Source organism: Rhodococcus sp. P4_F5, from assembly GCF_056401315.1.
Genome location: NZ_JBFUJP010000020.1, coordinates 47,280 through 71,764, shown reverse-complemented (window position 1 = coordinate 71,764; position 24,485 = coordinate 47,280). Strand labels below are relative to the sequence as shown.

Annotated in this window: 21 protein-coding genes and 3 tRNA genes; 13 read left to right on the top strand and 11 right to left on the bottom strand. The window is 69.0% G+C overall.

Annotated elements, in window-relative coordinates:
* Positions 1-26: 26 nt before the first annotated feature.
* On the top strand, positions 27-935 hold the full coding sequence (locus tag AC1DU4_RS11040) for a DoxX family protein (protein ID WP_477839739.1): 909 nt from the start codon (positions 27-29) through the stop codon (positions 933-935).
* A gap of 33 nt (positions 936-968) precedes the next feature.
* Here the strand turns inward: AC1DU4_RS11040 and AC1DU4_RS11035 are convergent, their stop codons facing one another.
* Complete coding sequence (locus AC1DU4_RS11035; RefSeq protein ID WP_477839738.1) at positions 969-2,501, bottom strand: amino acid permease; 1,533 nt, start codon at positions 2,499-2,501, stop codon at positions 969-971.
* A 393-nt stretch (positions 2,502-2,894) separates the two neighbouring features.
* On the opposite strand from AC1DU4_RS11035, the gene AC1DU4_RS11030 reads away from it, so the two are divergent.
* Entirely contained in the window at positions 2,895-3,911 is a 1,017-nt protein-coding gene (locus AC1DU4_RS11030) for a Glu/Leu/Phe/Val family dehydrogenase (protein ID WP_477839736.1), read from the top strand.
* 95 nt (positions 3,912-4,006) lie between these two features.
* Positions 4,007-4,390 carry a helix-turn-helix domain-containing protein gene (locus tag AC1DU4_RS11025; protein ID WP_072845133.1) on the top strand — a complete coding sequence of 128 codons (384 nt, stop codon included), beginning with the start codon at positions 4,007-4,009 and terminating at the stop codon, positions 4,388-4,390.
* Here AC1DU4_RS11025 and AC1DU4_RS11020 read toward each other — a convergent pair.
* The 6 genes from AC1DU4_RS11020 to AC1DU4_RS10995 all read right to left on the bottom strand — a co-directional run bounded on the left by AC1DU4_RS11020 (position 4,387) and on the right by AC1DU4_RS10995 (position 11,623).
* A complete protein-coding gene (locus AC1DU4_RS11020; protein WP_477839733.1) occupies positions 4,387-5,520 on the bottom strand; it encodes an alpha/beta fold hydrolase in 1,134 nt (377 codons plus the stop codon). The genes AC1DU4_RS11025 and AC1DU4_RS11020 overlap by 4 nt on opposite strands.
* A 93-nt stretch (positions 5,521-5,613) precedes the next feature.
* The gene (locus AC1DU4_RS11015) at positions 5,614-6,018 is read right to left on the bottom strand and encodes a hypothetical protein (protein ID WP_477839731.1); all 405 of its coding nucleotides are present in this window, start codon (positions 6,016-6,018) and stop codon (positions 5,614-5,616) included.
* A gap of 117 nt (positions 6,019-6,135) precedes the next feature.
* On the bottom strand, positions 6,136-7,827 hold the full coding sequence (locus AC1DU4_RS11010; protein WP_477839729.1) for a PHA/PHB synthase family protein: 1,692 nt from the start codon (positions 7,825-7,827) through the stop codon (positions 6,136-6,138).
* The gene (locus tag AC1DU4_RS11005) at positions 7,820-8,311 is read right to left on the bottom strand and encodes a MaoC family dehydratase (protein ID WP_477839727.1); all 492 of its coding nucleotides are present in this window, start codon (positions 8,309-8,311) and stop codon (positions 7,820-7,822) included. The genes AC1DU4_RS11010 and AC1DU4_RS11005 overlap by 8 nt, the downstream gene beginning before the upstream one ends.
* Before the next feature lie 803 nt (positions 8,312-9,114).
* Positions 9,115-10,956 carry a dihydroxy-acid dehydratase gene (gene ilvD, locus AC1DU4_RS11000; RefSeq protein ID WP_477839725.1) on the bottom strand — a complete coding sequence of 614 codons (1,842 nt, stop codon included), beginning with the start codon at positions 10,954-10,956 and terminating at the stop codon, positions 9,115-9,117.
* A gap of 163 nt (positions 10,957-11,119) precedes the next feature.
* Positions 11,120-11,623: a PH domain-containing protein gene (locus AC1DU4_RS10995; protein ID WP_477839723.1), complete on the bottom strand. Its 504-nt coding sequence runs from the start codon at positions 11,621-11,623 to the stop codon at positions 11,120-11,122.
* 282 nt (positions 11,624-11,905) lie between these two features.
* On the opposite strand from AC1DU4_RS10995, the gene AC1DU4_RS10990 reads away from it, so the two are divergent.
* The 5 genes from AC1DU4_RS10990 (at position 11,906) to AC1DU4_RS10970 (ending at position 18,418) form a co-directional block, all read left to right on the top strand.
* Positions 11,906-13,858, top strand: coding sequence for an acetolactate synthase large subunit (locus tag AC1DU4_RS10990; protein WP_477839721.1), 1,953 nt, complete (start codon positions 11,906-11,908; stop codon positions 13,856-13,858).
* The gene (gene ilvN / locus AC1DU4_RS10985; RefSeq protein ID WP_072845140.1) at positions 13,855-14,358 is read left to right on the top strand and encodes an acetolactate synthase small subunit; all 504 of its coding nucleotides are present in this window, start codon (positions 13,855-13,857) and stop codon (positions 14,356-14,358) included. Before AC1DU4_RS10990 ends, ilvN begins: the two co-directional genes overlap by 4 nt.
* 82 nt (positions 14,359-14,440) lie before the next feature.
* On the top strand, positions 14,441-15,442 hold the full coding sequence (gene ilvC, locus AC1DU4_RS10980) for a ketol-acid reductoisomerase (RefSeq protein WP_174556706.1): 1,002 nt from the start codon (positions 14,441-14,443) through the stop codon (positions 15,440-15,442).
* A 260-nt stretch (positions 15,443-15,702) separates the two neighbouring features.
* Positions 15,703-17,295 (top strand): phosphoglycerate dehydrogenase, encoded by a 1,593-nt coding sequence (gene serA, locus AC1DU4_RS10975; RefSeq protein ID WP_072845142.1) that lies wholly within the window; start codon positions 15,703-15,705, stop codon positions 17,293-17,295.
* A gap of 109 nt (positions 17,296-17,404) precedes the next feature.
* Positions 17,405-18,418: a 3-isopropylmalate dehydrogenase gene (locus AC1DU4_RS10970; protein ID WP_477839718.1), complete on the top strand. Its 1,014-nt coding sequence runs from the start codon at positions 17,405-17,407 to the stop codon at positions 18,416-18,418.
* 76 nt (positions 18,419-18,494) lie between these two features.
* On the opposite strand, the gene AC1DU4_RS10965 is transcribed toward AC1DU4_RS10970, so the two are convergent.
* The gene (locus tag AC1DU4_RS10965) at positions 18,495-19,697 is read right to left on the bottom strand and encodes an MFS transporter (protein ID WP_477839716.1); all 1,203 of its coding nucleotides are present in this window, start codon (positions 19,695-19,697) and stop codon (positions 18,495-18,497) included.
* Between the two features lie 126 nt (positions 19,698-19,823).
* Here AC1DU4_RS10965 and AC1DU4_RS10960 point away from each other — a divergent pair, with 126 nt between their 5' ends.
* The 5 genes from AC1DU4_RS10960 to AC1DU4_RS10940 all read left to right on the top strand — a co-directional run bounded on the left by AC1DU4_RS10960 (position 19,824) and on the right by AC1DU4_RS10940 (position 22,795).
* Positions 19,824-20,597, top strand: coding sequence for a fumarylacetoacetate hydrolase family protein (locus tag AC1DU4_RS10960; protein WP_477839714.1), 774 nt, complete (start codon positions 19,824-19,826; stop codon positions 20,595-20,597).
* An 82-nt stretch (positions 20,598-20,679) separates the two neighbouring features.
* On the top strand, positions 20,680-22,152 hold the full coding sequence (gene gltX / locus AC1DU4_RS10955) for a glutamate--tRNA ligase (protein WP_477839712.1): 1,473 nt from the start codon (positions 20,680-20,682) through the stop codon (positions 22,150-22,152).
* Between the two features lie 141 nt (positions 22,153-22,293).
* A tRNA-Gln gene (locus AC1DU4_RS10950) sits at positions 22,294-22,365 on the top strand.
* A gap of 164 nt (positions 22,366-22,529) precedes the next feature.
* Positions 22,530-22,605, top strand: a tRNA-Glu gene (locus AC1DU4_RS10945).
* 117 nt (positions 22,606-22,722) lie between these two features.
* Positions 22,723-22,795: transfer RNA gene (locus tag AC1DU4_RS10940), tRNA-Glu, on the top strand.
* 67 nt (positions 22,796-22,862) lie between these two features.
* Here the strand turns inward: AC1DU4_RS10940 and AC1DU4_RS10935 are convergent.
* The 3 genes from AC1DU4_RS10935 to AC1DU4_RS10925 form a co-directional block, all read right to left on the bottom strand.
* On the bottom strand, positions 22,863-23,030 hold the full coding sequence (locus AC1DU4_RS10935) for a DUF5302 domain-containing protein (RefSeq protein ID WP_169888322.1): 168 nt from the start codon (positions 23,028-23,030) through the stop codon (positions 22,863-22,865).
* 77 nt (positions 23,031-23,107) lie between these two features.
* On the bottom strand, positions 23,108-23,605 hold the full coding sequence (locus tag AC1DU4_RS10930) for a pyridoxamine 5'-phosphate oxidase family protein (RefSeq protein WP_072845184.1): 498 nt from the start codon (positions 23,603-23,605) through the stop codon (positions 23,108-23,110).
* A gap of 127 nt (positions 23,606-23,732) precedes the next feature.
* Positions 23,733-24,452: an IclR family transcriptional regulator gene (locus AC1DU4_RS10925; protein WP_477839709.1), complete on the bottom strand. Its 720-nt coding sequence runs from the start codon at positions 24,450-24,452 to the stop codon at positions 23,733-23,735.
* Positions 24,453-24,485: the final 33 nt, after the last annotated feature.

The following is a 24,485-nucleotide window of genomic DNA, read 5'->3' as shown; positions in this document are numbered from 1 at the left end:
CTGCCCGCGCGCTCTACCCTGTCACCGTGACACAGAAGCCTCGCGACGTCTCCAGCCCGTTCGACCACCCCACCGAGCGGATCCCGACCACCGACGAGGACCTGGGTCTGCTGCCCACCGAGCAGATTCCGACCTACAACGGTCCCGCCCTTCCGGCTGCCCGCCGGACCCCCGAACCGGTCATGGAGTACGTCGCAACGGCATACACGGAACCGGAGTACGTTGCGGCGGAGTACGAGTCGCCGACCCGCACCACCGAGGTGCTGCCGACCGACGACGCCTACGACGTCGACGGCTCCTTCGCCCTCGAGGAGCCGTACGTGACGCCGGCGCCGACCGTCGTGGCACCCGCCCCGGCTCGACTCTCCGCGGAATCGGACCCGGCCGCCGCCGCGTCGCATGCCGCGGTTGCCGCGGCGCCGCGGGGCACCCTGGACCTCGGACTGTTGGTGCTGCGGGTCGCGGTCGGCGCGCTCGCGCTAGGGTACGGCCTGCAGAAGCTCTTCGGCTGGTGGGGCGGACCCGGCCTCGACGGCTTCGAGACCACTCTGGTCGAGGCGGGGTTCGACCAGGCCCGGCTGCTCTCGATCCTCGGCGCGGTCGCCGAGGTCGTCGGCGGTGTGTTCCTGATCGTCGGGTTGATGACGCCGCTGGCCGCCGCCGCGGTGCTCGTGGTGATGATCAACGCCTGGTGTGTGCGGCAGGTCGCCGAACCGGGCCTGCAGTTCTTCGCCCCGGCGGGTGTCGAGTACGAGACCCTGCTGGTGGCCGCCCTGATCGCGGTGATCCTCTGCGGACCCGGCCGGATCGCCGTGGACGGCGCCCATCGGTGGGCCACCCGCCCGCGCACCGGATCGGCGCTGGCGCTGATCCTCGGCGTCGCGGCCGGGGTGTGCCTGTGGATCTTCCTGGACGGCGCCAACCCCCTGATCTGAGTGACCAGGGGGCTGGCTGAGAGGTGAGTGAGGTCAGACGGGCAGGCTTGCCCGCTCGGGTTGCGGCGCCGGCTCCACCGGGGCGTTGAGGCGCCGGCCGAGGATCGACTTGCGGTATCCGTAGGCGAAGTAGACGGCGATGCCGAGCGCCATCCAGACGACGAACCGGATCCAGGTCTCCACCGACAGGTTGAGCATCAGCCACAGGCAGGCCAGCACCGCGACGATCGGGACGACGGGCATCAGCGGGACCCGGAAGCCACGCGGCAGGTCCGGGCGGGTGCGGCGCAGCACCATCACCCCGATGCAGACCAGGACGAAGGCGAACAGGGTGCCGATGTTCACCATCTCCTCGAGGGTGCCCATCGGGAAGAAACCGGCCAGCAGGGCGACGACGCCGCCGACGATGAGGGTGATCCGCACCGGGGTGCCCTTCTTGCCGGTCTTCGCCAGGCCGCGGGGCATCAGCCCGTCCCGTGACATCGCGAACAGCACCCGGGTCTGGCCGAGCATCATGACCATCACGACCGTGGTCAGGCCGGCAAGTCCGCCGAAGTTGATGACCCACTGCGCCCAGGTGATGCCGTGCGCCTCGAAGGCCGTGGCGAGCGTCGCGCTGCTGTCGCCGACCAGTGGGCTGCCGCTGCGCAGGTCGGTGTACTTGACCATCCCGGTCAGCACCAGGGTGACGCCGACATAGAGCACGGTGACGATGGCGAGGGAGCCGAGAATGCCCCGCGGCAGCGCCTTCTGGGGGTTCTTGGTCTCCTCCGCGGTGGTGGCCACGACGTCGAATCCGATGAACGCGAAGAACACCAGGCTGGCGGCGGCGAGCAGGCCGTACCAGCCGTAGGTGCTGCCGCCGGCGCCGGTGAAGAACGAGAACAGCGACTGGTGCACGCCGCTGGCGGTGCTGGCCGCGCCCTCGGCGGGCGGGACGTACGGCGAGTAGTTCTCCTTCTTGACGTAGAACGCGCCGACCACGATGACGAGCAGGACCACGATGATCTTGATGGCGGTGATGACGGCCGAGACGCGCGACGACACCTTGGTGCCGATGGCGAGGACCAGGGTGATCGCACCGATGATCACCAGGGCGCCCCAGTCGAAGGCGATCGGTCCGAGATGCGCGGTCGTGGACCCGGCCGCGCCGATCACGTTGCCGAGGTACAGCGACCAGCCCTTCGCGACCACCGCCGAGGCGAGCGCGAACTCGAGGATCAGGTCCCAGCCGATGATCCAGGCGACGAACTCGCCGAAGGTGGCGTACGAGAAGGTGTAGGCGCTGCCGGCCACCGGCACGGCGGACGCGAACTCGGCGTAACACAGGGCTGCCAGCCCGCACGCCGCGGCGGCAAGGACGAAGGCCAGCGAGATCGACGGCCCGGCCACGTTGCCCGCGGTGCGTGCGGTCAGCGTGAAGATGCCCGCGCCGACGACCACGGCGACGCCGAACACCGTCAGGTCCCAGGCCGTGAGGTCGCGCCGCAGGCGGGTGCCGGGTTCGTCTGTGTCCGCTATCGACTGTTCGACTGATTTCGTTCGCCAGATGCCTGCTCCGGGCATGGGTGGACTCCTTGCTGTGCAGCCTGCGGCCTCGTGGGCCGGGAAATGGGCGGTGTCACCGAAGGCGATCGTAGGTGGACTGTGATCCAGGTCTCAGTGGCGAGACGAAGGGAATCATCCGAGGGCCCGCGGCGGCAATACCCGGCGGCCAAGTTGAGCAGGATGCTCACCTCGGTGCGCCATCCGTCGACGCAGCTGCGCTTCGTGCGCAGGCGGATCGTCGGCCGCGCGGCGTGCGGCCCGGCGGGGTTGACAATTGTGTGACGCCGCTTACAGTTCTTCTCCGGCGGGGTCCCGCCGGAACGTGCCACAAGTGCCGTAAATCATTGCCTCACAGCGAGTCAGCCCCACGAGGGTGGACTTGTCGCGGGCGGRGTATCACAGGAGAGCGTCATGAGCGTCGTGAATTCGCTGGCCGATCAGGACTTCGAGCAGCTGTCGATCCGCCGGACGGAGGGCGGATTCGCGAGCATCGTCGCGGTGCACGACACCACGCTGGGCCCGGCGCTGGGCGGGGTCCGGATCCGCAAGTACGCCAGCGACGAGCTGGCGGCCGCCGACGCCATGCGACTGGCGCGCGCGATGACCTTCAAGGCCGCCCTTGCGGGCCTCCCGCTCGGCGGCGGCAAGAGTGTCGTCAACGCCGACCCGTTCAGTGACAAGACCCGGGACGTGCTCGAAGCGCACGGCCGGCACATCGGAATGTTCGGCGGGCGGTACATCCCCGGGGCCGACATGGGTACCGGCAGCGCTGACCTCGCGGTGATCGGCCGGTACGTGCCGCGGGTCTCGAGTGCGGGGCGTGACCCCTCGCCGTACACCGCCCGCGGCGTGGTGGCCTCGATCGCGGCGGTGGCGTCGCACCTGGGCCGCGACGTCGAGGGGCTGCGGGTGGCGGTGCAGGGCGCAGGCAACGTGGGCCTGGGCATCGTCGAGCAGCTGACCGCGCGAGGAGCCACCGTCCTGGTCGCCGACCCGGATCCGGTGCGGGTCGAGAAGGCAGTGGAAAGCTTTGGCGCGCAGCCAAGTCCGCTGTCCGACATCCTGCACGCCGAGGTGGACGTGGTCTGCCCGGCGGGACCGGGGCAGGTGGTCGACCATGCCGTGGCGAAACGGCTCTCCGCGGTCGCGGTGGTGGGTGCGGCGAACAACATGTTGGCGGAGCCGACGGTCAGCGCTGCGCTCGCTGCCCGTGGCGTCGTGTACGTGCCGGACTTCGTCTCCAACTCCGGCGGGCTGATCTCTTGCGAGGCGGAGGTGAACGGGGTGAGCGACTTCGTCGACCGGGTCGACCGGATCGGCGAGGTGGTGCTCGAGATCCTCGACTACGCCCGCGTCGTCGGGGTGGACAGCGACACGGCCGCGGTGTCGCYCGCCCGCCGGCGGATCGCCGAGTTCGCCGCGGCCTGAGCGGCCGGCCGCGCCCTGGTGGGTGGGACCCGCCGGGGCGCGAGCGGGTCGGCAGCAGCACTTTTCGGCGTCCGCGCGGTGGGTAGGATGGGCCAATGGCCGACGAGACGCCCCCCTTGCCCACGCTGGGGGAGATGATTCGCAGACAGCGCGAACTGGCGGCCCTCCCGATGCGGCAGCTCGCCGAGATGGTGGGCATCTCGAACCCCTACCTGTCCCAGATCGAACGCAACCTGCGTGAGCCGAGCGAGCAGGTGCTCGAGTCGATCGCGGACCACCTGAAGATGTCCGCCGACCTGCTCTCGGCCCGTGCGCACCGCGGCGACACCGACGGCAAGCCCGAGGTGGTCGTGGCGATCCGCAGGGACAAGGACCTCACGAAGGCGCAGCGCGCCGCGCTGGAGGAGATGTACACGACCTTCCGCGAGATGACGGTCGCCAACCGGCGCCGTGGCCGTGGCCAGGCCGGTACCGACTAGCCCCGCCGGGCCGATACGACGGCAACGTCCCGCAGCAGCGGAAGCCACTGCCGGCGAAGCACTTCCGTCTCGCACACCATGCCCAGGTGGCCGGTGTCCGCGGTGATCCTGGTGACGGACTCCCGGGGCGTCGAGACGAGGTCGGCCAGCGCCCACAGTTGGGTGGGCGGCGTGACGGTGTCGCGGGTGCCGGCGAGGAGGAAGAGCGGGCACTCGACGGCGGCCAGGTCGATACGCTCGCCGCCGACGGTCATCTCGCCGCGGGCGAGTTCGTTGCGCAGGAACAGGTGCTCGAGCGTCCAACGGTAGAGCGCCGTCGGAACGTCCTGCGGATGGTTGATCCAGTTCCGGAACGCGGTTTCCGCCTCGACCGCCGCCGGATCGTCGATGGCACCCCACAGCGCCATCATCCGACCCCATTCGGTCGGCCACTCCGCCAGGTTCAGAGCCGCTGCCTGGGTGCGCCCGGACTGCAGCAGGTCCCAGGGCAGCGCACCGACCACGCCGGCGCCGACCCTGCTCCGTCCYGCCCGTATCCAGGCAGTGCGTTGCGCGTCGACTCCGCGTTCGCAGTCGATCGGTGCGGACGCCACGGTCAGGGTGGCCACGGATTCGGGGCGCCGGGCGGCGTGCGTCGCGGCCAGCCAGCCGCCCTGGGAGAAGCCGACCAGGTTGACCCGGCCGCCGAGTGCGGTGACGGCCTCGTCGAGCACCCGGAGGTGTTCCTCGATGCCCCAGTCGTCCTCGGCCGCAGTCGGATCGAGCCATTCGATGCAGTGCAGGTCGTCCAGGCCGGCCTCGAGGCAGGTGCCGAGCAGGCTCTGCCGGGGGGACAGGTCGACGACGCACGAGGTCTGCCCAGATCGGGGCGGCACCACCAGGGTCGGAAGGATCGATCCCGGTCCGGCCGYGGCCGCGGTGGAGAAGTTCCGCAGGCAGGCCTGCGTCCAGAGCTTTTCGGTGACGCTGTCGTGGTGGAAACGCGGCGGCGACCGGTGGAGGAGTACCTGCCAGAACACCGCGGCGTCGGCAAGCGGTCCCCACGGAGCCCGATCGCGGCGCAGCGCGCCGCGCGCGTACGCCGTCCAGCTGGCGACGGCGGCCTCGGCGACTTCTCTGAACACGCGCATGCGTTGCTTTCTGTAGTTGTGGACAAAGACGGCGCGGTCCCCGGCAGGAGTGAGTGTGCCTGCCGGGGACCGCGCCTGGTTCGCCGCTCTGTCCTACTTGAGCATCTCGCGGGCCGCGGAGGTGGCGGTGGCGCTGAGGCCGGAGACCAGGTCGGCCTGCGCGTTGACGACGGCCCCGACCCAGTCCAGGCCCGACGCGCCGGCGAGCTTCTTCTGGAACTCCGTGACGGTGCCCAGCGACTTCTCGTAGCTGTCCAGCGTCAGCAGGCTGGCCTGCTTGGCCGCGGCGTAGACCTTTTCGTTGAAGTTCTGTGCGCGCTCGGCGCTCTCGTCGACCGCCTTGGTGACCCGCTCGGTGGTCGCGTCGACGACCTTGGTGACCCGCTCGGTGGTCGCGTCGACGACCTTGGCGGCGCGAGCGGCGCTGGCGTCGACGACCTTGGTGGCGCTCTCGACACCGGCGTCGATGGTGCTCTGAGCGGACTTCGTGACGGTCATGGCTACTCCTCGTGGTGATCGGATGTGCGGTGGAATCGCGTGTGCGGCAACAGTCCTTGCCCGCCTACGGCACGTTAGCAGGTTAGCATGATCACTGCTAACTCTCCAGGGTTGCGGTCAGCTGAACACGTACGTGCCCGGTGCGGCGCCGAGCACCTTGTGCCCGGGTCCGCCCATCGGCGGCGGAGCCTGCAGCGCGCCGGCGCGCTGGTTGGACCAGGTCGTCCAGTCCGCCCACCACGACCCCGGGCTCCGCTTCGCCTTCTCCCGCCAGGTCTGCGCGTCGGCCGGCAGGGCGGGCGCCTGCTTGGCGTCGGGGGCGCCCAGTGCCTCGACCCAGCTCTTCTTCCCGGGCGGGTTCACGATGCCGGCGATGTGGCCACCGTTCGAGAGCACGTAGCGCACGTTGCCGCCGAACAGCCCCGCGCTGGCGTACGACGACGCCCACGGCACGATGTGGTCGTTCTCCGCGCCGATGACGTACACGTCGTTGGTGAAGTCGGACAGCGAGATCTTCTCGTCGCCGATCGTGAACTCGCCCCTGGCCAGTTCGTTGTCCCGGTAGAGCGAACGCAGGTAGCGGCTGTGCATGGCGGCCGGCATCCGGGTGGAGTCCTCGTTCCACACGAGAAGGTCGAAGGCGGCAGGCTTTTCGCCGAGCATCCACCTGCTGACCCAGTAGCCGAAGATCAGGTCGTTCGCGCGGAGCAGGTCGAAGGTCAGGCTCATGTCCTCGCCCGCGAGGTAGCCGTTCTTCCCCATGATGATGTCGATCTTGTACAGCGTCTCCGGGTCGGAGATCAACCCGAGTTCACCCGGCTCGCTGTAGTCGAGGAGCGTGTTGATCAGGGTCAGGGTGCCCATCCGCTGGTCGCCCTTGCCGGCAAAGTGCCCGGCCGCGATCGCGGACATGGCCCCGCCGAGGCACAGGCCCGCGATGTCGGCCCGCGGGGCCCCGGTGATCTCCAGGACCGCGTCCATCGCCGCGTCGATGCCCTGGTCGAGGTAGTCCTCGAACGTCACTGCGCCCATCGACTCGTCCGGGTTCCGGTACGACATCACGAACACGGTGCGGTTGTGCTGGACGGCCCACTCGAGGTAGCTGCGGTCCGGACCGATGTCCATGATGTAGTACTTGTTGATCCAGGGCGGGCAGGCCAGCAGCGGGATCTCGTGCACCTGTGTGGTCTGCGGCGCGTACTGGATCAGCTCGATCATCTCGTTGCGGAAGACGACCTTGCCCTCGGTCGCGGCCATGTTCTCGCCGACAGTGAAGGCGTCATGGTCCACCCGCAACGGCCGGCCGCCGCGCTTGACGAGGTCCTCCAGCGCGTAGCCCGCGCCGCGGACCAAGGACTTGCCGCCGGTCTGGATCGCCCGGGTGAGCACCGTCGGGTTCGTCAACGGCGAGTTGGTCGGGGCCGCCGCGTCGAGTGCGAGGTGCGCGAACTGGCGTGCCTTGGCCGCGGTGAACTCGTCCTCGGTGCCGGCGTCGACCAGGTCGTCGACGAAGGTCCGAGTGGTCAGGTAGGACTGCAGCAGGGCGAAGTACGCGGGGTTCTCCCGCCACGCGGGATCGCGGAAGCGGTTGTCGCACTCGCTCACCGACTGCGGCGCCGAGGCCTCGGTGCCGAGGGCGACCCGCAGGGTCGCCGGCGGAATCTGGGCCAGGGTCCGTGCCAGCCGGCCGGTCGCCGCCGTCACCTCCGCCGGGTTCTTGATCGCGTTCTTCGACACCGACCCGGTTGCCGAGAACCAGCCGACGGGGTCCACCTTGGCGCCGATCCGGCGCTGCAGATTCTCAAGCATTGCCGCCACCGTTCGTCCCATTCGTGCCGTCTGTCGTCGAGTCGGGGCTGTCGCCGAAGTAGCGCAGGATCATTTCGCACACGCAGACCGGCCGGTCGATGCCCGCCACGTCGAAGGTCAGCTTGACCGTCAACTGGTGTCCACCCGGGACCGGATCGACCGACAGCACGGTCGCGGTGGCGCCGACCTCGGAGTCGACCGGGACGGGGGCGGGAAAGCGCACCTTGTTGAGTCCGTAGTTGATCACCTGCACGGAGTCGGTGACCTCGAGGATGCCCCAGAACAACTCCACGGCGAGCGACAAGGTCAGGTAGCCGTGCGCGATGGTGGTGCCGAACGGGCCCTGTGCGGCTCGAACGGGATCCACATGGATCCACTGGTGGTCGTTTGTCGCGTCGGCGAAGGTGTCGATGCGTTGCTGAGATATCAGTACCCGCGAAGAACCCGCGAGCGCCTTCCCCTCGAGATCAGCAAGATCGCCCATCGTCACCCTGTGCACGGCACAGCCAACGGTATTACTGGAACTCATTTCATCCCCTGTGTTGATTTCCCAATTGCTCCAGACCGCACCCGTGGAGCAAATTCCGGGGTTCGCTGAAACAATTCAGTGCATCTGGATAACGAAATACCAGGGCCTCGGAATTGTGGCCGAGGCAGACGGTAAGCGATGTGCGCGGAGGGCGCCAGACATGTATCTCGGCCGGAGGAGCCGGGTGGATGCCCAGTCGGGGGTGCGTTTCGTGGTCCCGTTGTCGCATTTCTCCGGATTGTCTGCCGTAAGAAACTGCGGGGCTACCTATGGGTAGAAATCGAGGTTCATTCGATACTTCGCAGTAAATTACCGAAAAGTAGTATTGCGCCGAATTATGTGTGAACTTACGTATCTCAAAACTAGAATTCTGGGTGCAAGTATGCGGTCAGCACGCCTTATTCGATTACGTCACACGGTGTCCGCGGGCGCCCGGTGCGGCCGGACGCGACCGGCGGCGGGCGGGGTTCGGGTGTGGCTTCCGTGTGGGTTCCCGTCGCCCGGCGAGCGGGTCGAGGTCGGCCGTGGGCGTCGCCCGAGGCCGGGCGGGGGCATCGGTGCGAGCTCTGGGATGTCGGCGGCCGTCGGATGAATTCATGTGACGGAACTAACAGTCGGGTGTCGACAGTGACGGAGGTCGGACACTGCGGCAAGCACCCTCGCGACGCCCCGGGCGCACGACTCGGCCCCGCCACCCACCGCGTCCGAATGGGACGGGAGGGTGACGGGGCCGAGGGATTTCCGGGGCTGCCGGTTGCTCAGGGGACGTAGCGGACGGCGCCCTTGTCTGCCGACGTGGCGAGCGCGGCGTAGGCCCGCAACGCGGTCGTGACGGTGCGCTGACGGTCCACGGGCTGCCAGGGGCGCTCGGAGGCCTCCATCTTCGCGCGACGCTCGGCGAGCACCGCGTCGTCGACGAGGATCTCGAGGGTGCGGGTGGCGACGTCGATGCGAACCTGGTCACCGGTCTCCACCAGGCCGATCACGCCACCGGCGGCGGCCTCCGGCGAGATGTGCCCGATGGACAGTCCCGAGGTGCCGCCGGAGAAGCGGCCGTCGGTGATCAGGGCGCACTCCTTGCCCAGGCCCGCGCCCTTCAGGAACGCGGTGGGGTGCAGCATCTCCTGCATGCCCGGCCCGCCCTTCGGTCCCTCGTAGCGGACCACCAGGACATCGCCCGGCTTGATCTTCTTCTGCAGGATCACCGAGACGGCCTCCTCCTGCGACTCGACGACGAGCGCCGGACCCTGGAAGGAGAACAGTTCCTCGTCGATGCCCGCGGTCTTGAGGATCGCGCCGTCGACGGCGACGTTGCCGCGCAGCACGACCAGGCCGCCCTCGACGGTGTAGGCGTGCTCGACGTCGCGGATGCAGCCGCCCGCGGCGTCGGTGTCCAGCGCGGACCAGCGGTTGGACGTGGAGAACGGCTCCGTGGTGCGCACCCCGCCCGGCGCCGCGTGGAAGAGCTCGAGCGCCTCCTCGGAAGCCTTGCCGGAGCGGATGTCCCAGGTGTCGAGCCACTGGTCGAAGCTCTTGGTGTGCACCGTGGAGACGTCCGTCTCGAGCATTCCGCCGCGCCGCAACTCGCCGAGCAGGGCCGGGATTCCGCCGGCCCGGTGCACGTCCTCCATGTGGTAGTCGGAGTTGGGGGAGACCTTCGACAGGCAGGGGACCTTGCGGCTGATCGCGTCGATGGTGTCGAGGTCGAAGTCGACCTCGCCCTCCTGGGCGGCGGCGAGGGTGTGCAGCACCGTGTTCGTCGACCCGCCCATGGCGACGTCGAGTGCCATCGCGTTGCGGAACGCGGCCGGCGTCGCGATGTTGCGGGGCAGCACCGACTCGTCCTCGTCGCGGTAGTACCGGAGCGCGGCCTCGACGACGACGGTGCCGGCGAGGGAGAACAGCGCGCGCCGGGCCTCGTGGGTGGCCAGCGTGGAGCCGTTGCCGGGCAGTGCCAGGCCGAGCGCCTCGGTGAGGCAGTTCATCGAGTTCGCGGTGAACATGCCGGAGCAGGAGCCGCAGGTGGGGCACGCGCTGCGCTCCACCTCGTCGAGGCCTTCCTCGGAGACGGCGTCGTTGGCGGATGCGGAGATGGCCGTGATCAGGTCGGTGGGGGCCTGTGCGACGCCGCCGACGACCACTGCCTTGCCGGCCTCCATCGGTCCGCCGGAGACGAAGACCGTCGGGATGTTCAGGCGCATCGCGGCGTTGAGCATGCCCGGGGTGATCTTGTCGCAGTTCGAGATGCAGACGAGGGCGTCGGCGGTGTGCGCGTTCGCCATGTACTCGACCGAGTCGGCGATGATCTCGCGGCTGGGCAGCGAGTACAGCATGCCGCCGTGGCCCATCGCGATGCCGTCGTCGACAGCGATGGTGTGGAACTCGCGCGGGACGCCGCCCGCCTCGCGGATCGCCTCGGCGACAATGTCGCCCACGTTCTTGAGGTGCACGTGGCCGGGCACGAACTGCGTGTAGGAGTTCGCGACGGCGACGATCGGCTTGCCGAAGTCGGAGTCCGTCATTCCGGTGGCGCGCCACAGGGATCGGGCTCCGGCGGCATTGCGGCCGATGGTGGTGGTGCGTGACCTCAACGGGGGCATGGGGTGTCCTTCACTATCTGGGGATCCGCTGGTGTGGGGATCGGTCGACGTGACGCGAGCGTAGGCACCCGGCCTGCGGGGGCTGCCGCAGAACGGACCGCGATGACATCAACGGACCGACCGTGTAGACGTCGAGTGCTGTCGGCGCAACGGTACTCGCGTCTCAGTGGGCGTCGGTGTCCGGCTCGGCGCCGGTGGGGCCCTCGGGCTCGGTGTCGGTCTCGGCTTCTGCCTGCGCGGCTTCGCGGGCGGCGCGGTCGGCCGCGGCGTAGGGATCGGTGACCCGGCCGCCGCTGGCAGCGGCCAGTTGGGGGAGTCGGCCGAAGGTGACCACGGGGAGGGTGACCTCGCTGCCGTCGGTCAGCTCCGCCCGGGCCCAGCCGTGCTTGGGGAAGCGGAAGCCCTTGAGCTCGCTCCATTCGATGTTCCGGCTGGAGAACATCCGGTGCACTCGCAGGCCGTCGGGGGAGACGACGGTGCGCACCCGCAGGGTCCACACCAGGACGGCGACCGGGAGGAGCCACAGGACGGACACCCAGGGCGGGCTCGCGAAGATGACGAAGGTGAGGCCGAACGCCAGCATGAGGACGGGCAGGATCGAGAGCTTGGAGATGTGTATGGACTGCTCGACCGGTTCGGCGGTGTGGGAGGATGGGCGTGGTGGCACGGGCTGCGATGGGGATGACACAGCACCATCCTCGCATCGCCGCCAGCGCTCTCACATTCTGGGACAGAGAACTCACCAGGTTGACTGTTCATCCTTGATGCGCCTACCTTCGAGCGCGTGAAGCAGAATGAGTTGCTCGTAATCGGCTGGCGCGTCGTCGCCTGAGTCGATACCCGTCAACTCGCAAGCACGACGCGCCACCCTCGTACAGCATGAATTGCTGACGGGGGTTTTTTCTTGCCCGGAGCTAGCTTCAAAACTTCAAGACCAGAGGATTACGTAGTGAGCGCACCAATCGCACGGCCGCAGCCCACGCCGCGCAAGGCGGGGGCGACGGCTCAGCCCGCCCCGACAACCGCAGCAACCCAGCCCGGCGCCCGCCGCCAGGTCGCCCCGGAGCGCGTGTCCGGCGCGCAGTCCGTGGTTCGGGCCCTCGAGGAGCTCGAGGTCGACACCGTCTTCGGGATCCCCGGTGGCGCAGTGCTGCCCGTCTACGACCCGCTCTTCGACTCGAAGAAGGTCCGTCACGTCCTGGTTCGTCACGAGCAGGGCGCCGGCCACGCCGCGACCGGCTACGCGCAGGCGACCGGGAAGGTCGGCGTCTGCATGGCCACCTCCGGCCCCGGCGCGACCAACCTGGTGACGCCGCTGGCCGACGCGCAGATGGACTCCGTCCCGGTCGTCGCGATCACCGGTCAGGTCGCGCGCAGCCTCATCGGCACCGACGGTTTCCAGGAAGCCGACATCTCCGGCATCACGATGCCGATCACCAAGCACAACTTCCTCATCACCGACGCGATCGACATCCCGCGCATCATCGCGGAGGCCTTCTACCTGGCGTCCAGCGGTCGACCGGGTGCGGTCCTCGTCGACATCCCGAAGGACATCCTGCAGGCGCAGACCACCTTCTCGTGGCCGCCGGAGATGCGGCTGCCCGGCTACCGTCCGGTCAGCAAGCCGCACGGCAAGCAGGTCCGCGAGGCGGCCCGGCTGATCGCCGACGCCAAGGCGCCCGTGCTCTACGTCGGCGGCGGCGTCATCAAGGCCAACGCGTCCGCGGAACTGATCGAGCTGGCGGAACTGACCGGGATTCCCGTCGTCACCACCCTGATGGCCCGCGGCGCCTTCCCGGACAGCCACCAGCTGCACTGCGGCATGCCCGGCATGCACGGCAAGGTCTCGGCCGTCGCGGCGCTGCAGAAGAGCGACCTGCTGATCACCCTCGGTGCCCGTTTCGACGACCGGGTCACCGGCCAGCTCACCTCCTTCGCGCCCGACGCCAAGGTGATCCATGCGGACATCGACCCGGCCGAGATCGGCAAGAACCGGTACGCGGACGTGCCGATCGTCGGTGACTGCAAGGAGGTCATCGTCGAGCTGATCGAGGCGATCCGGGCCGACATGGCCACCGGCACGACCACCGACCTGACCGAGTGGTGGGCGTACCTCGACGGCCTGCGCAAGACCTACCCGCTGGCGTACGCACGCCCCTCGGACGGCGCGCTCTCGCCCGAGTTCGTGATCGAGGCGGTCGGCCGGCTCGCCGGTCCCGACGCGATCTACTGCGCCGGCGTCGGCCAGCACCAGATGTGGGCCGCGCAGTTCGTCAACTACGAGAAGCCGCGCACCTGGCTGAACTCCGGCGGTCTCGGCACCATGGGCTACGCCGTGCCCGCCGCGATGGGCGCCAAGATGGGCCGGCCCGAGGCCGAGGTGTGGGCCATCGACGGCGACGGCTGCTTCCAGATGACCAACCAGGAACTGGCGACCTGTGCCCTCGAGGGCGTGCCGATCAAGGTCGCGCTGGTCAACAACGGCAACCTCGGCATGGTCCGGCAGTGGCAGACCCTCTTCTACGAGGAGCGCTACTCCAACACCAACCTCGGTACCCACGGCGCGGTCCGGATCCCTGACTTCGTGAAGCTGGCGGAGGCGTTGGGCTGCCACGGAATCCGGGTCGAGCGCGAGGAGGACGTGGAGGCCGCGATCCGCGAGGCGCAGTCGATCAACGACAAGCCCGTGGTGATCGACTTCATCGTGAGCGACGACGCCCAGGTGTGGCCGATGGTCGCCGCGGGCACCAGCAACGACGAGATCATGGCGGCCCGGGGAATCCGGCCGCTCTTCGACGACGACGAGCTGGTCGCCGAGCCTGCCGTCATCCACGAGGCCATGGAACGCGAGCAGCAGGTCGTCGATTCGGCCGCCGCCACGGACAGCGAGGACAACAAGTGAGCACGAGTCACACCCTGAGCGTTCTCGTCGAGGACAAGCCGGGAGTGCTGGCCCGCGTGGCCGCGCTGTTCTCCCGTCGGGGCTTCAACATCGAGTCCCTCGCGGTCGGGGCGACCGAGCTCCCCGAGGTCTCCCGTATGACCATCGTCGTCACCGTCGACGAGTTCCCGCTCGAGCAGGTCACCAAGCAGCTCAACAAGCTGGTGAACGTGCTCAAGATCGTCGAGCAGGAAGGCGACGCCTCCGTCGCGCGCGAGCTGGTCCTGATCAAGGTCCGGGCCGACGCGAGCGTCCGCACGCAGGTCCTCGAGACCGTGAACCTGTTCCGCGCCAAGGTGATCGACGTCTCCACCGAGTCGTTGACCATCGAGGCGACCGGTACCCGCTCGAAGCTCGACGCGCTGCTGCGGATGCTGGACCCGTACGGCATCCGTGAGATCGTGCAGTCCGGCGTCGTTGCGGTCGGACGTGGGCCCAAGTCGATCACGGCGGCTCGCTAGTACCTTAAGTGCACGAACCAGGCTTCATTTCAGAACTTTTTCAAAGATCCCCAGAGGAGAGGTAATACCAGTGGCAGTCGAGATGTTCTACGACGATGACGCCGACCTGTCGATCATCCAGGGCCGCAAGGTCGCTGTGATCGGTTACGGCAGCCAGGGCCACGCGCACTCGCTGAGCCTGCGCGACTCGGGTGTCGATGTGCGCATCGGCCTCAAGGAGGGCTCGAAGTCTCGCGCCAAGGCCGAGGAGCAGGGCCTGACCGTCGGCACGCCGGCGGAGGTGTCCGAGTGGGCCGACGTGATCATGGTGCTCGCGCCCGACACCGCCCAGGCGTCGATCTTCACCAACGACATCGAGCCGAACCTGAAGGACGGCGACGCGCTGTTCTTCGGCCACGGCCTCAACATCCACTTCGACCTGATCAAGGCTCCGGAGTTCGTCACGGTCGGCATGGTCGCCCCCAAGGGCCCCGGCCACCTGGTGCGTCGTCAGTTCGTCGACGGCAAGGGCGTCCCGGCGCTCATCGCCGTCGACCAGGACCCGAAGGGTGAGGGCCAGGCCCTCGCGCTGTCCTACGCCAAGGCGATCGGTGGCACCCGCGCGGGCGTCATCAAGACCACCTTCAAGGAAGAGACCGAGACGGACCTCTTCGGCGAGCAGGCCGTGCTCTGCGGCGGCACCGAGGAGCTCGTCAAGACGGGCTTCGAGGTCATGGTCGAGGCCGGCTACGCGCCCGAGATGGCGTACTTCGAGGTGCTGCACGAGCTCAAGCTCATCGTCGACCTCATGTACGAGGGCGGCATCGCCCGCATGAACTACTCGGTGTCCGACACCGCGGAGTTCGGCGGCTACCTCTCCGGCCCGCGCGTCATCGACGCCGGCACCAAGGAGCGCATGAAGGCGATCCTGGCGGACATCCAGTCCGGCGAGTTCACCCGTCGCCTGGTCGCCAACGTCGAGAACGGCAACACCGAGCTCGAGGGCCTGCGCAAGGCCAACGCCGAGCACCCCATCGAGGTCACGGGCAAGAAGCTGCGCGACCTGATGAGCTGGGTCGATCGCCCGATCACCGAAACTGCCTAGTCAGTAGGCAGGACCTGCGCTCCGGCCGTCGCGCCGCAGCACGCACCTGAACCCGGTGCCGCTTCCGGACAGTCTCGACTGTCGACGAAGCGGCACCGGGTTTTTGGCGTTCCGGGTGCCCACTATGTGGTATCCGGCCCCCACGAGGTGGATTGGCCCGGGCCGGAGACTAAGCTGTCCGGGTCACGGCTGACGTGGGCGCCCGGTGCGGCGGCTGGCCGTGGTCGATCCGCCCGACATCTACCGCAGGGAGTTCACTCGTGAGCCAGAATGGCCGGCCCGTAGTCCTCATCGCCGACAAGCTTGCACAATCGACCGTCGATGCGCTCGGAGACGGTGTCGAGGTTCGCTGGGTCGACGGCCCGGACCGCCCGGCGCTCCTCGCCGCAGTCCCGGAGGCCGACGCCCTGCTGGTCCGCTCCGCGACCACCGTCGACGCCGAGGTCCTCGCCGTGGCGCCGAAGCTCAAGATCGTCGGCCGCGCCGGCGTCGGACTCGACAATGTCGACATCCCGGCCGCGACCGAGCGCGGTGTGATGGTCGTCAACGCGCCGACCTCCAACATCCACTCCGCCGCCGAGCATGCCGTCTCGCTGCTGCTCTCGACCGCGCGCCAGATCCCGGCCGCCGACCGCACGCTGCGTGAGAAGACCTGGAAGCGTTCGAGCTTCAACGGCACCGAGATCCTCGGCAAGACCGTCGGCGTCGTCGGCCTGGGCCGCATCGGCCAGCTGTTCGCGCAGCGCCTCGCCGCGTTCGAGACCGAGATCATCGCGTACGACCCCTACCTGCCGGCCGCTCGCGCCGCGCAGCTGGGCATCGAGCTCGTCGACATCGACCAGCTGGTCGAGCGCGCCGACTTCATCTCGGTGCACCTGCCCAAGACCAAGGAGACCGCCGGCCTCCTCAACGCCGAGCGTCTGGCCAAGGCCAAGGACGGCGTCATCATCGTCAACGCCGCCCGCGGCGGCCTGATCGACGAGGACGCGCTGTACGACGCGCTCGTGGGCGGCAAGGTCCGCGCCGCCGGCCTCGACGTGTTCAACACCGAGCCGTGCACCGACTCCAAGCTGTTCGACCTCGACAACGTCGTCGTCACCCCGCACCTCGGTGCCTCCACCTCGGAGGCCCAGGACCGCGCGGGCACGGACGTCGCCAAGAGCGTCCTGCTGGCCCTGGCCGGCGAGTTCGTGCCGGACGCCGTCAACGTCTCCGGTGGCCCGGTCGGCGAAGAGGTCGCGCCGTGGCTCGAGCTGGTCCGCAAGCTGGGTCTGCTCGCCGGCACCCTCTCGCCGGAGGCCGTGCAGAACGTGCAGGTCGTCGTCACCGGTGAGCTGTCCGCCGAGAACGTCGAGATCCTCGGCCTCGCGGCCCTGCGCGGCCTGTTCTCGGCCAGCAGCGACGAGGCCGTCACGTTCGTCAACGCCCCGCAGCTCGCCGAGCAGCGCGGCGTGAGCGTCGAGGTGGAGAAGCACAGCGAGGCACAGAGCCACCGCAGCGCCGTCGAGGTGCGCGCGGTCGCGGCCGACGGCACCGTCACCGCCGTCGCGGGCGCGCTGACCGGCCTGCAGCAGGTCGAGAAGATCGTCAACGTCAACGGCCGCAGCTTCGACCTGCGCGCCGAGGGCCACAACATCGTCGTGCACTACGCGGACCGCCCGGGCGTGCTCGGCGTGCTCGGCACCGTGCTCGGCACCGCCGGCATCGACATCCAGGCCGCGGCCCTGAGCCAGGACGTCGAGGGCGAGGGCGCCACCGTCATCCTGCGCGTCGACCGCGTGGTCGGCGACGCCGAGGTCGCGCAGATCGTCGAGAAGCTCGATGCCCGCGTTGCGCAGGTCGACCTGTCCTGATCGGACCTCAGCACCAACCGCGATGGCCGCGATCGTCTTGTACGGTCGCGGCCGTCGTCGCACAGCCCAGTCTTGGTTGCGGCGTCGCCGCGAAGGAAGTGAGTAGTTCATGAAGCTTGCAGTCATTCCCGGTGACGGCATCGGTGTCGAGGTCACGGCCGAGGCACTGAAGGTGCTGCGGAAGCTGGTCCCGGACCTGGAGACCACCGAGTACGACCTCGGTGCGAAGCGCTACAACGCCACCGGCGACCTGCTGCCCGAGGCGGAGCTCGCGGAGATCCGCACCCACGACGCGATCCTGCTCGGCGCCATCGGCGATCCGCGGATCGTCGCCCCGGGCGTCCTCGAGCGCGGACTGCTGCTGAACATGCGCTTCCTGCTCGACCACCACGTGAACCTGCGTCCGGCCCGCACGTACCCGGGGTCGAAGTCGCCGCTGGCGGCCAACCCGGACATCGACTTCGTCGTGGTCCGTGAGGGCACGGAGGGGCCGTACACCGGCAACGGCGGCTCGATCCGCGTCGGCACCCCGCACGAGGTTGCCACCGAGGTCTCGGTCAACACCTGGTTCGGTGCCGAGCGCGTCGTCCGCGCCGCGTACGAGCTGGCACGGACCCGACGCAAGCACCTGACGCTGATCCACAAGACCAACGTGCTCTCCAACGCCGGCCGCATCTGGACCCGTGCGATGGAGACCGTGGGCGCCGAGTACCCCGACATCGAGACGGCGTACTGCCACATCGACGCCGCGACCATCTACATGGTCACCGACCCGACGCGCTTCGACGTGATCGTCACCGACAACCTGTTCGGCGACATCATCACCGACCTCGCGGGCGCCGTCACCGGTGGCATCGGCCTGGCCGCGAGCGGCAACATCGACGCGTCGGGCACCAGCCCGTCGATGTTCGAGCCCGTCCACGGCTCCGCGCCCGACATCGCCGGCCAGGGGATCGCCGATCCCACCGCGGCGATCCTGTCGGCCGCGATGCTGCTGCGTCACCTGGGCCGCGAGGACGACGCCGCGCGCATCGAGCGTGCCGTCGAGGCCGACCTGGCCTCGCGCGGTGACGCCCCGATCGTCACCACCGAGGTGGGCGACCGGATCGCCGCCGCCGTCTAGTCCGGCCTCACGCCGTATCGACAACTCCGCCCGCGAACCGACGAGGTTCGCGGGCGGAGTGCGTTCACCGGGCCGGTCAGGCCTGTGGCGGATGGTCGGCGGGCACGAGGGGGACGGCGACCGCCGGGCACAACGCCGCCAGTGCGAAGGCGGCGGGGAAGCCGAGCGCGGCGATCAGCGCCCCGAACACCGGCGGCACCAGCGATGCCGCGAGGTACTGGCTGGTGTTCTGCGCGCCCAGCGCGCGACCGCTCCAGTACGGCCCGGAGATCTCCGCGACGGCCGTGAACGCGAGTCCGTTGTCGGCGACGGTGATCACCGACGCGACCACCAGCAGCGCCACCGAGACGGGGGAGTCGAGCCAGTCGGTGACCGCCAGCGCGAACATGGCGACGGCGGCGGCGGCGGCGACCTGACGCAGCGGACCCATCCGGCTGCCGACGCGGTCGGACCAGAAGCCCGCGGCGATGCGTCCGGCCGCGCCCAGCAGCTGGGTGAGGGTGATGAGGATGCCGGCGGACGCCGCGGACCAGTGCCGGTCGGTCATCAGCCAGACCAGCGCGAACGTCCACACCAGGTACTGCGGCACCACCAGCAGCATGGAGACGCCGTGAATGCGCCAGAGCACGGCCTGGTCGCGGTACGGGTTGTCGAGCAGGCCCTGCTCTGCCGCCGCGGCCCTGCTCGGTCGCGGCGGGTCGATCACGAACAGCAGGCAGGCCAGCGCCGCGACCGCGCAGATCGCGGCGGGCACCGCCAGCGCCCAGCCGATGCCGTGCGCCGCGGCCAGGCCGGGAACGGTCAGCGCGGCCACCGCGACGCCGAGCGGCAGGGCCATCTGACGCACGCCCATGGCGAAGCCGCGGCGGTGGGCCGGGAACCAGCCCACCACCACCCGGCCGCTGGCGGCGTTGGCGCTGGACGCCGCCATGCCGCCGAGCAGCAGGAAGATGCCGAGCGCGACGTAGGACGAGCTCGTCGCGGCGGCCGCCGCGGCCAGCGCGGTCGCGGTGAGCCCGATCGCCAGCACCCGCCGTTCGCCGATCCGGTCGACGACGATGCCCCACGCGAAGAGCGTGAACAGGAAGCCGACGGTGGGCGCGGCCGCGATGAGCCCGGCCTGGGGCAGCGACATCCCCGTCTGCGTGGTCAGGGTGGGGATGAGGAACGCGGGGGCGTTGGAGAACACCGCGCCCGCGGCCTGGGCGAGGACGCCGAGGCCGAGCATCGACCATCTGCGGGCGGCGGACAGCTGGCGGTCCGGGGTGACGTCGTTCATCGGCACGTCCCAACATATGAAATGCAGATCTTACAAAGTGGATTAGGCCGCGAGTCTATACCCGCCCGGGGTCGCCCCGCGCCGGGGCAGGCGGGTGGGCCGCGGCACGGTCGATAGACTTCGCTCATGCGCCTAGGTCGAATTGCCAGCCCGGACGGGGTCGCCTTTGTTTCCATTGAGGGGGAGGGCGATGCGCAGACGGCGAAGGAGATCGCCGAGCATCCCTTCGGGACACCCACCTTCACCGGCCGCAGCTGGCCCGTCGCGGACGTCCGACTGCTCGCCCCGATCCTTGCGAGCAAGGTCGTGTGCATCGGCAAGAACTACGCGGCGCACGCGGCCGAGATGGGCGGCGAGGCGCCCGAGGACCCGGTGATCTTCCTCAAGCCGAACACCTCGATCGTCGGCCCCGGCGCGCCGATCCTGTTGCCGCCCAGTTCGAACGAGGTTCACTACGAGGGTGAGCTGGCGATCGTGATCGGCCGCCCCTGCAAGGACGTGCCGGCCGCCAAGGCGCTGGACGTGGTGCTCGGCTACACCGTCGCCAACGACGTCTCGGCCCGTGACCACCAGCGGCACGACGGCCAGTGGACGCGCGCGAAGGGGTACGACACCTTCTGCCCGCTCGGCCCCTGGATCGAGACCACGCTCGACGCGTCCGACCTGGAGATCAAGACCGAGGTGGGCGGCGAGGTCAAGCAGCGCAGCCGCACTTCGCTGCTCCTGCACGACATTCCGAAGATCATCGAGTGGGTCTCGGCGGTGATGACCCTGCTGCCCGGCGACGTCATCCTCACCGGCACGCCCGAGGGTGTGGGACCGATCGTGGCGGGCGACACCGTCAGCGTGACCATCGAGGGAATCGGCACGCTCACCAACCCGGTGGCGGCCAAGGGCTGAGCCCACGCATCGGATGTCACTGCGCTGGTGGCGGCGACTAGCCTGTAAGGGACCAATCCACCCTCGCAGACCCTAGTGAGCCATGACCACCAGCGAAGTGCGCGTCCGATTCTGTCCGTCTCCCACCGGAACCCCGCATGTCGGGTTGATCCGCACGGCCCTGTTCAACTGGGCCTACGCGCGGCATCACGGTGGCAAGTTCGTGTTCCGGATCGAGGACACCGACGCCGCCCGCGACTCGGAAGAGTCGTACCAGGCGATCCTCGACGCGCTGCGCTGGCTCGGCCTGACCTGGGACGAGGGTCCGGAGGTCGGCGGGCCGCACGAGCCGTACCGGCAGTCGCAGCGCCGCGACCTCCACCTCGAGGTGGTGGCCAAGCTGCTCGCCGCGGGTGAGGCCTACGAGTCCTTCTCGACGCCCGAGGAGGTGGAGGCCCGGCACAAGGCCGCCGGCCGCGACCCGAAGCTCGGCTACGACAACTTCGACCGTGACCTGACGGCCGAGCAGCGACAGGCGTACCTCGACGAGGGCCGCAAGCCCGTGGTGCGCCTGCGGATGCCCGACCACGACCTGACGTGGCACGACCTGGTCCGCGGCGAGACCACCTTCAAGGCCGGCACGGTGCCGGACTTCGCCCTCACCCGTGGCAACGGCGTCCCGCTGTACACCCTGGTGAACCCCGTCGACGACGCGTTGATGAACATCACCCACGTGCTGCGTGGCGAGGACCTGTTGTCCTCCACGCCGCGTCAGCTGGCCCTCTACGAGGCGATGCAGCGCATCGGGGTGGCCGAGTCCACCCCCGAGTTCGGGCACCTGCCGTTCGTGATGGGACAGGGCAACAAGAAGCTCTCCAAGCGCGACCCCGAGTCGAACCTGTTCATCCACCGCGACCGCGGGTTCATCCCCGAGGGCCTGCTCAACTACCTGGCGCTGCTGGGCTGGAGCATCGCGGACGACCACGACGTGTTCAGCCTCGCCGAGATGGTCGAGGCCTTCGACATCTCGAAGGTGAACTCCAATCCGGCCCGCTTCGACCAGAAGAAGGCCGACGCCATCAACGCGGAGCAGATCCGGTTGCTGGCCCCCGAGGACTTCTCCGGCCGTCTGCGCGAGTTCCTGACGATGCACGGTCACCCGGTGGACTCCGTGGACGCCCAGGCCTTCGACGTCGCGGCGGACCTCGTGCAGACCCGCATCGTGGTGCTGTCCGACGCGTGGGACCTGTTGAAGTTTCTCTTCGTCGACGAGTCCGAGTTCGCGATCGACCCCGCGGCCGCCGCCAAGAACCTCGGCGCCGATTCCGCGCCCGTGCTGGACGCCACGATCGCCGCGCTGGACGCGTTGGAGACGTGGGCGACCGCGGACCTGGAGGAGTCGCTCAAGGGCGCCCTGATCGACGGTCTGGAACTCAAGCCGCGCAAGGCGTTCGCCCCGGTGCGCGTCGCGGTGAGCGGGTCCCACATCAGCCCGCCGCTGTACGAGTCGATGGAACTGCTCGGTCGCGAGAAGACGCTCGGCCGGCTGCGTTCCGCCCGCGCGCAGCTCGGGTAAATAGCTTCCGAACGGCGGTCAGAGGGCAAATTTAGCCCTCTGACCAGCCGATTTGGAGAAACGGTGGGGGGCTTTGATAGTGTTCTCCTCGTTGGAAGGGAGCGGCCAGGCCGAAAGGCAGGGACGAGCCCGGAACAGCATTGGGGTATGGTGTAATTGGCAACACAGCGGTTTCTGGTACCGCCATTCTAGGTTCGAGTCCTGGTACCCCAGCGGAGAGTTCAGCCAAATTTGGTTTGAAGCCGATTTTGACTCTGAACTCCGGCCAGCTAAGCTAGCCGAGCTTCCACCGTTGATCTGATCCGACAGGATCGTTTCGAAATCGGAAGAGTTCCACCGTGTCGCGAGCATGTGGCGGCGCACCTTGAAAATGTTCTGGCCCCGTCGTCTAGCGGCCTAGGACGCCGCCCTCTCAAGGCGGTAGCGCGGGTTCGAATCCCGTCGGGGCTACCAGGGAATTGCCCTCCGATCAGCGATCGGGGGGTTTTCTTTTGGCGCAGGGTTTCATCCCTGACGCAGGTACCACCCCAAGTTCCACGCATCACCGAGATCACGCACCATCAAGTTCCTGGCCCCGTCGTCTAGCGGCCTAGGACGCCGCCCTCTCAAGGCGGTAGCGCGGGTTCGAATCCCGTCGGGGCTACAAATCGAGAGAGACCCTCCGGCTCACGCCGGGGGGTCTCTCTCGTTGTGTCACGCGGTGATACGGCCTATCCGCTCTTGCGGCGGAATTCTCGCTTGTGGTCCGCCGGTCCGTGCGTGTGGTGGATCTTCGAGTCGCCGGCGGTGGCGGCTCCCGGACCCGCGCTCTTCTCGTTCTTGCGGTCGAGCGCCTCGCGGAACTGCTGCTTGATCTGTTCGTTCTCGGACTCGGTCACGATGCGTTCCTCCTGTTTGTCGGTCGCATCGTGACCGTACCGCGGTAAGGGCCTCGGGGCCCGTCAATTACCCGTGGTCACAGGTACTGCGCGGTGGTGCCGCCGATCGGCAGCTCGGGCAGGCCGAGCTTGCGGTGGTCCCAGGACCGCACCCGCTCCGGCCTGACCCGCACCGCCACGCGCTTGTGCAGCATCATCTCGATGGCCGGGTCGACGTCAGTGGTGTACGGGCCGGTGTAGCGCTCCCAGATGCTCACTCCGACCTGCCACAGCGCGTCGGCGTCGTCGACGATCTCGGCGGTGCCCTCGAAGGACACGCCACGCAGGGTGTCGTAGGTCTGGCCGTCCTCGATCATCACGGTGATCCGGTTGTCGCGTCGGAGGTTCACGGCCTTCTGGGACTTGGACTTAGTCTCGAACCACAGTTCGCCGTCGATCAGCGCGTACCACATGGCGATCAGGTGCGGGGCGCCGTTCGGGCCGACAGTGGCCATGGTGGCGACCCGGCTGCGCTCGACGAATTGCGTGATCTCGGTATCAGCCATCGTGATCTGAGATCGTTGGTTGGTGCCCACTGCGAGGTCCTCCATGGGGATCGGAATCTGTTTCTCGCATGCACTGTGCCACGGCATGGGCCACGGCACAGTGGTTCTCGGTGGGCGCCCCGGAGGCGTCCCCGGGTGAGGGGGCGCCTCCGGGGAGTCAGAGCCGCTTGTGCAGCGCCTCGGCCGCCGCGAGCAGGTCGGCCGCCCAGCGGGCACCCGGCCGACGGCCCATCCGGTCGATGGGGCCGGAGACGGAGATCGCGGCGATCACGACGCCGGCGCGGTCGCGCACGGGTGCGGCCACGCTCGCGACGCCTGCCTCGCGCTCGGCCGCGCTCTGTGCCCATCCGCGCTTGCGTACCTCGACGAGCACCCGCTCGCTGAACAGTGCGTCGGCGAGGACGGTCCGCTGCACCTGGGGATCCGCCCACGCGAGCAGCACCTTGGCGCCGGAGCCTGCCGTCATCGGCAGCCGGGCGCCGACGAGCACGGTGTCGCGCAGGCCGGTCGGCGGTTCCATGGCCGCGATGCAGACGCGCTGCAGGCCCTCGCGGCGGTACAGCTGGACGCTCTCGCCGGTGATCTCGCGAAGGCGGGGCAGGATGAGTGACGCCGCCTCGAGCAGGCTGTCGTGGGCGGTGGGGGCAAGCTCCGCGAGTCCGGGGCCGGGGCGCCACAACCCGTCGCCGTCGCGGGCCAGGAGTCGGTGGACCTCCAGGCCGACTGCGAGGCGGTGGGCCGTCGCTCGGGGCAGTCCGGTGCGGGCACACAGCTCGCCCAGATTGCACGGCTGCTCGGCCACTGCGTACAGGACCGCCATTGCCTTGTCGAGCACCCCGATCCCACTGGCAGCGGGCGGGCCGCTATGCTGTCTCATAGGTCGATACTATCTTCTCGAATGCTGAGATGG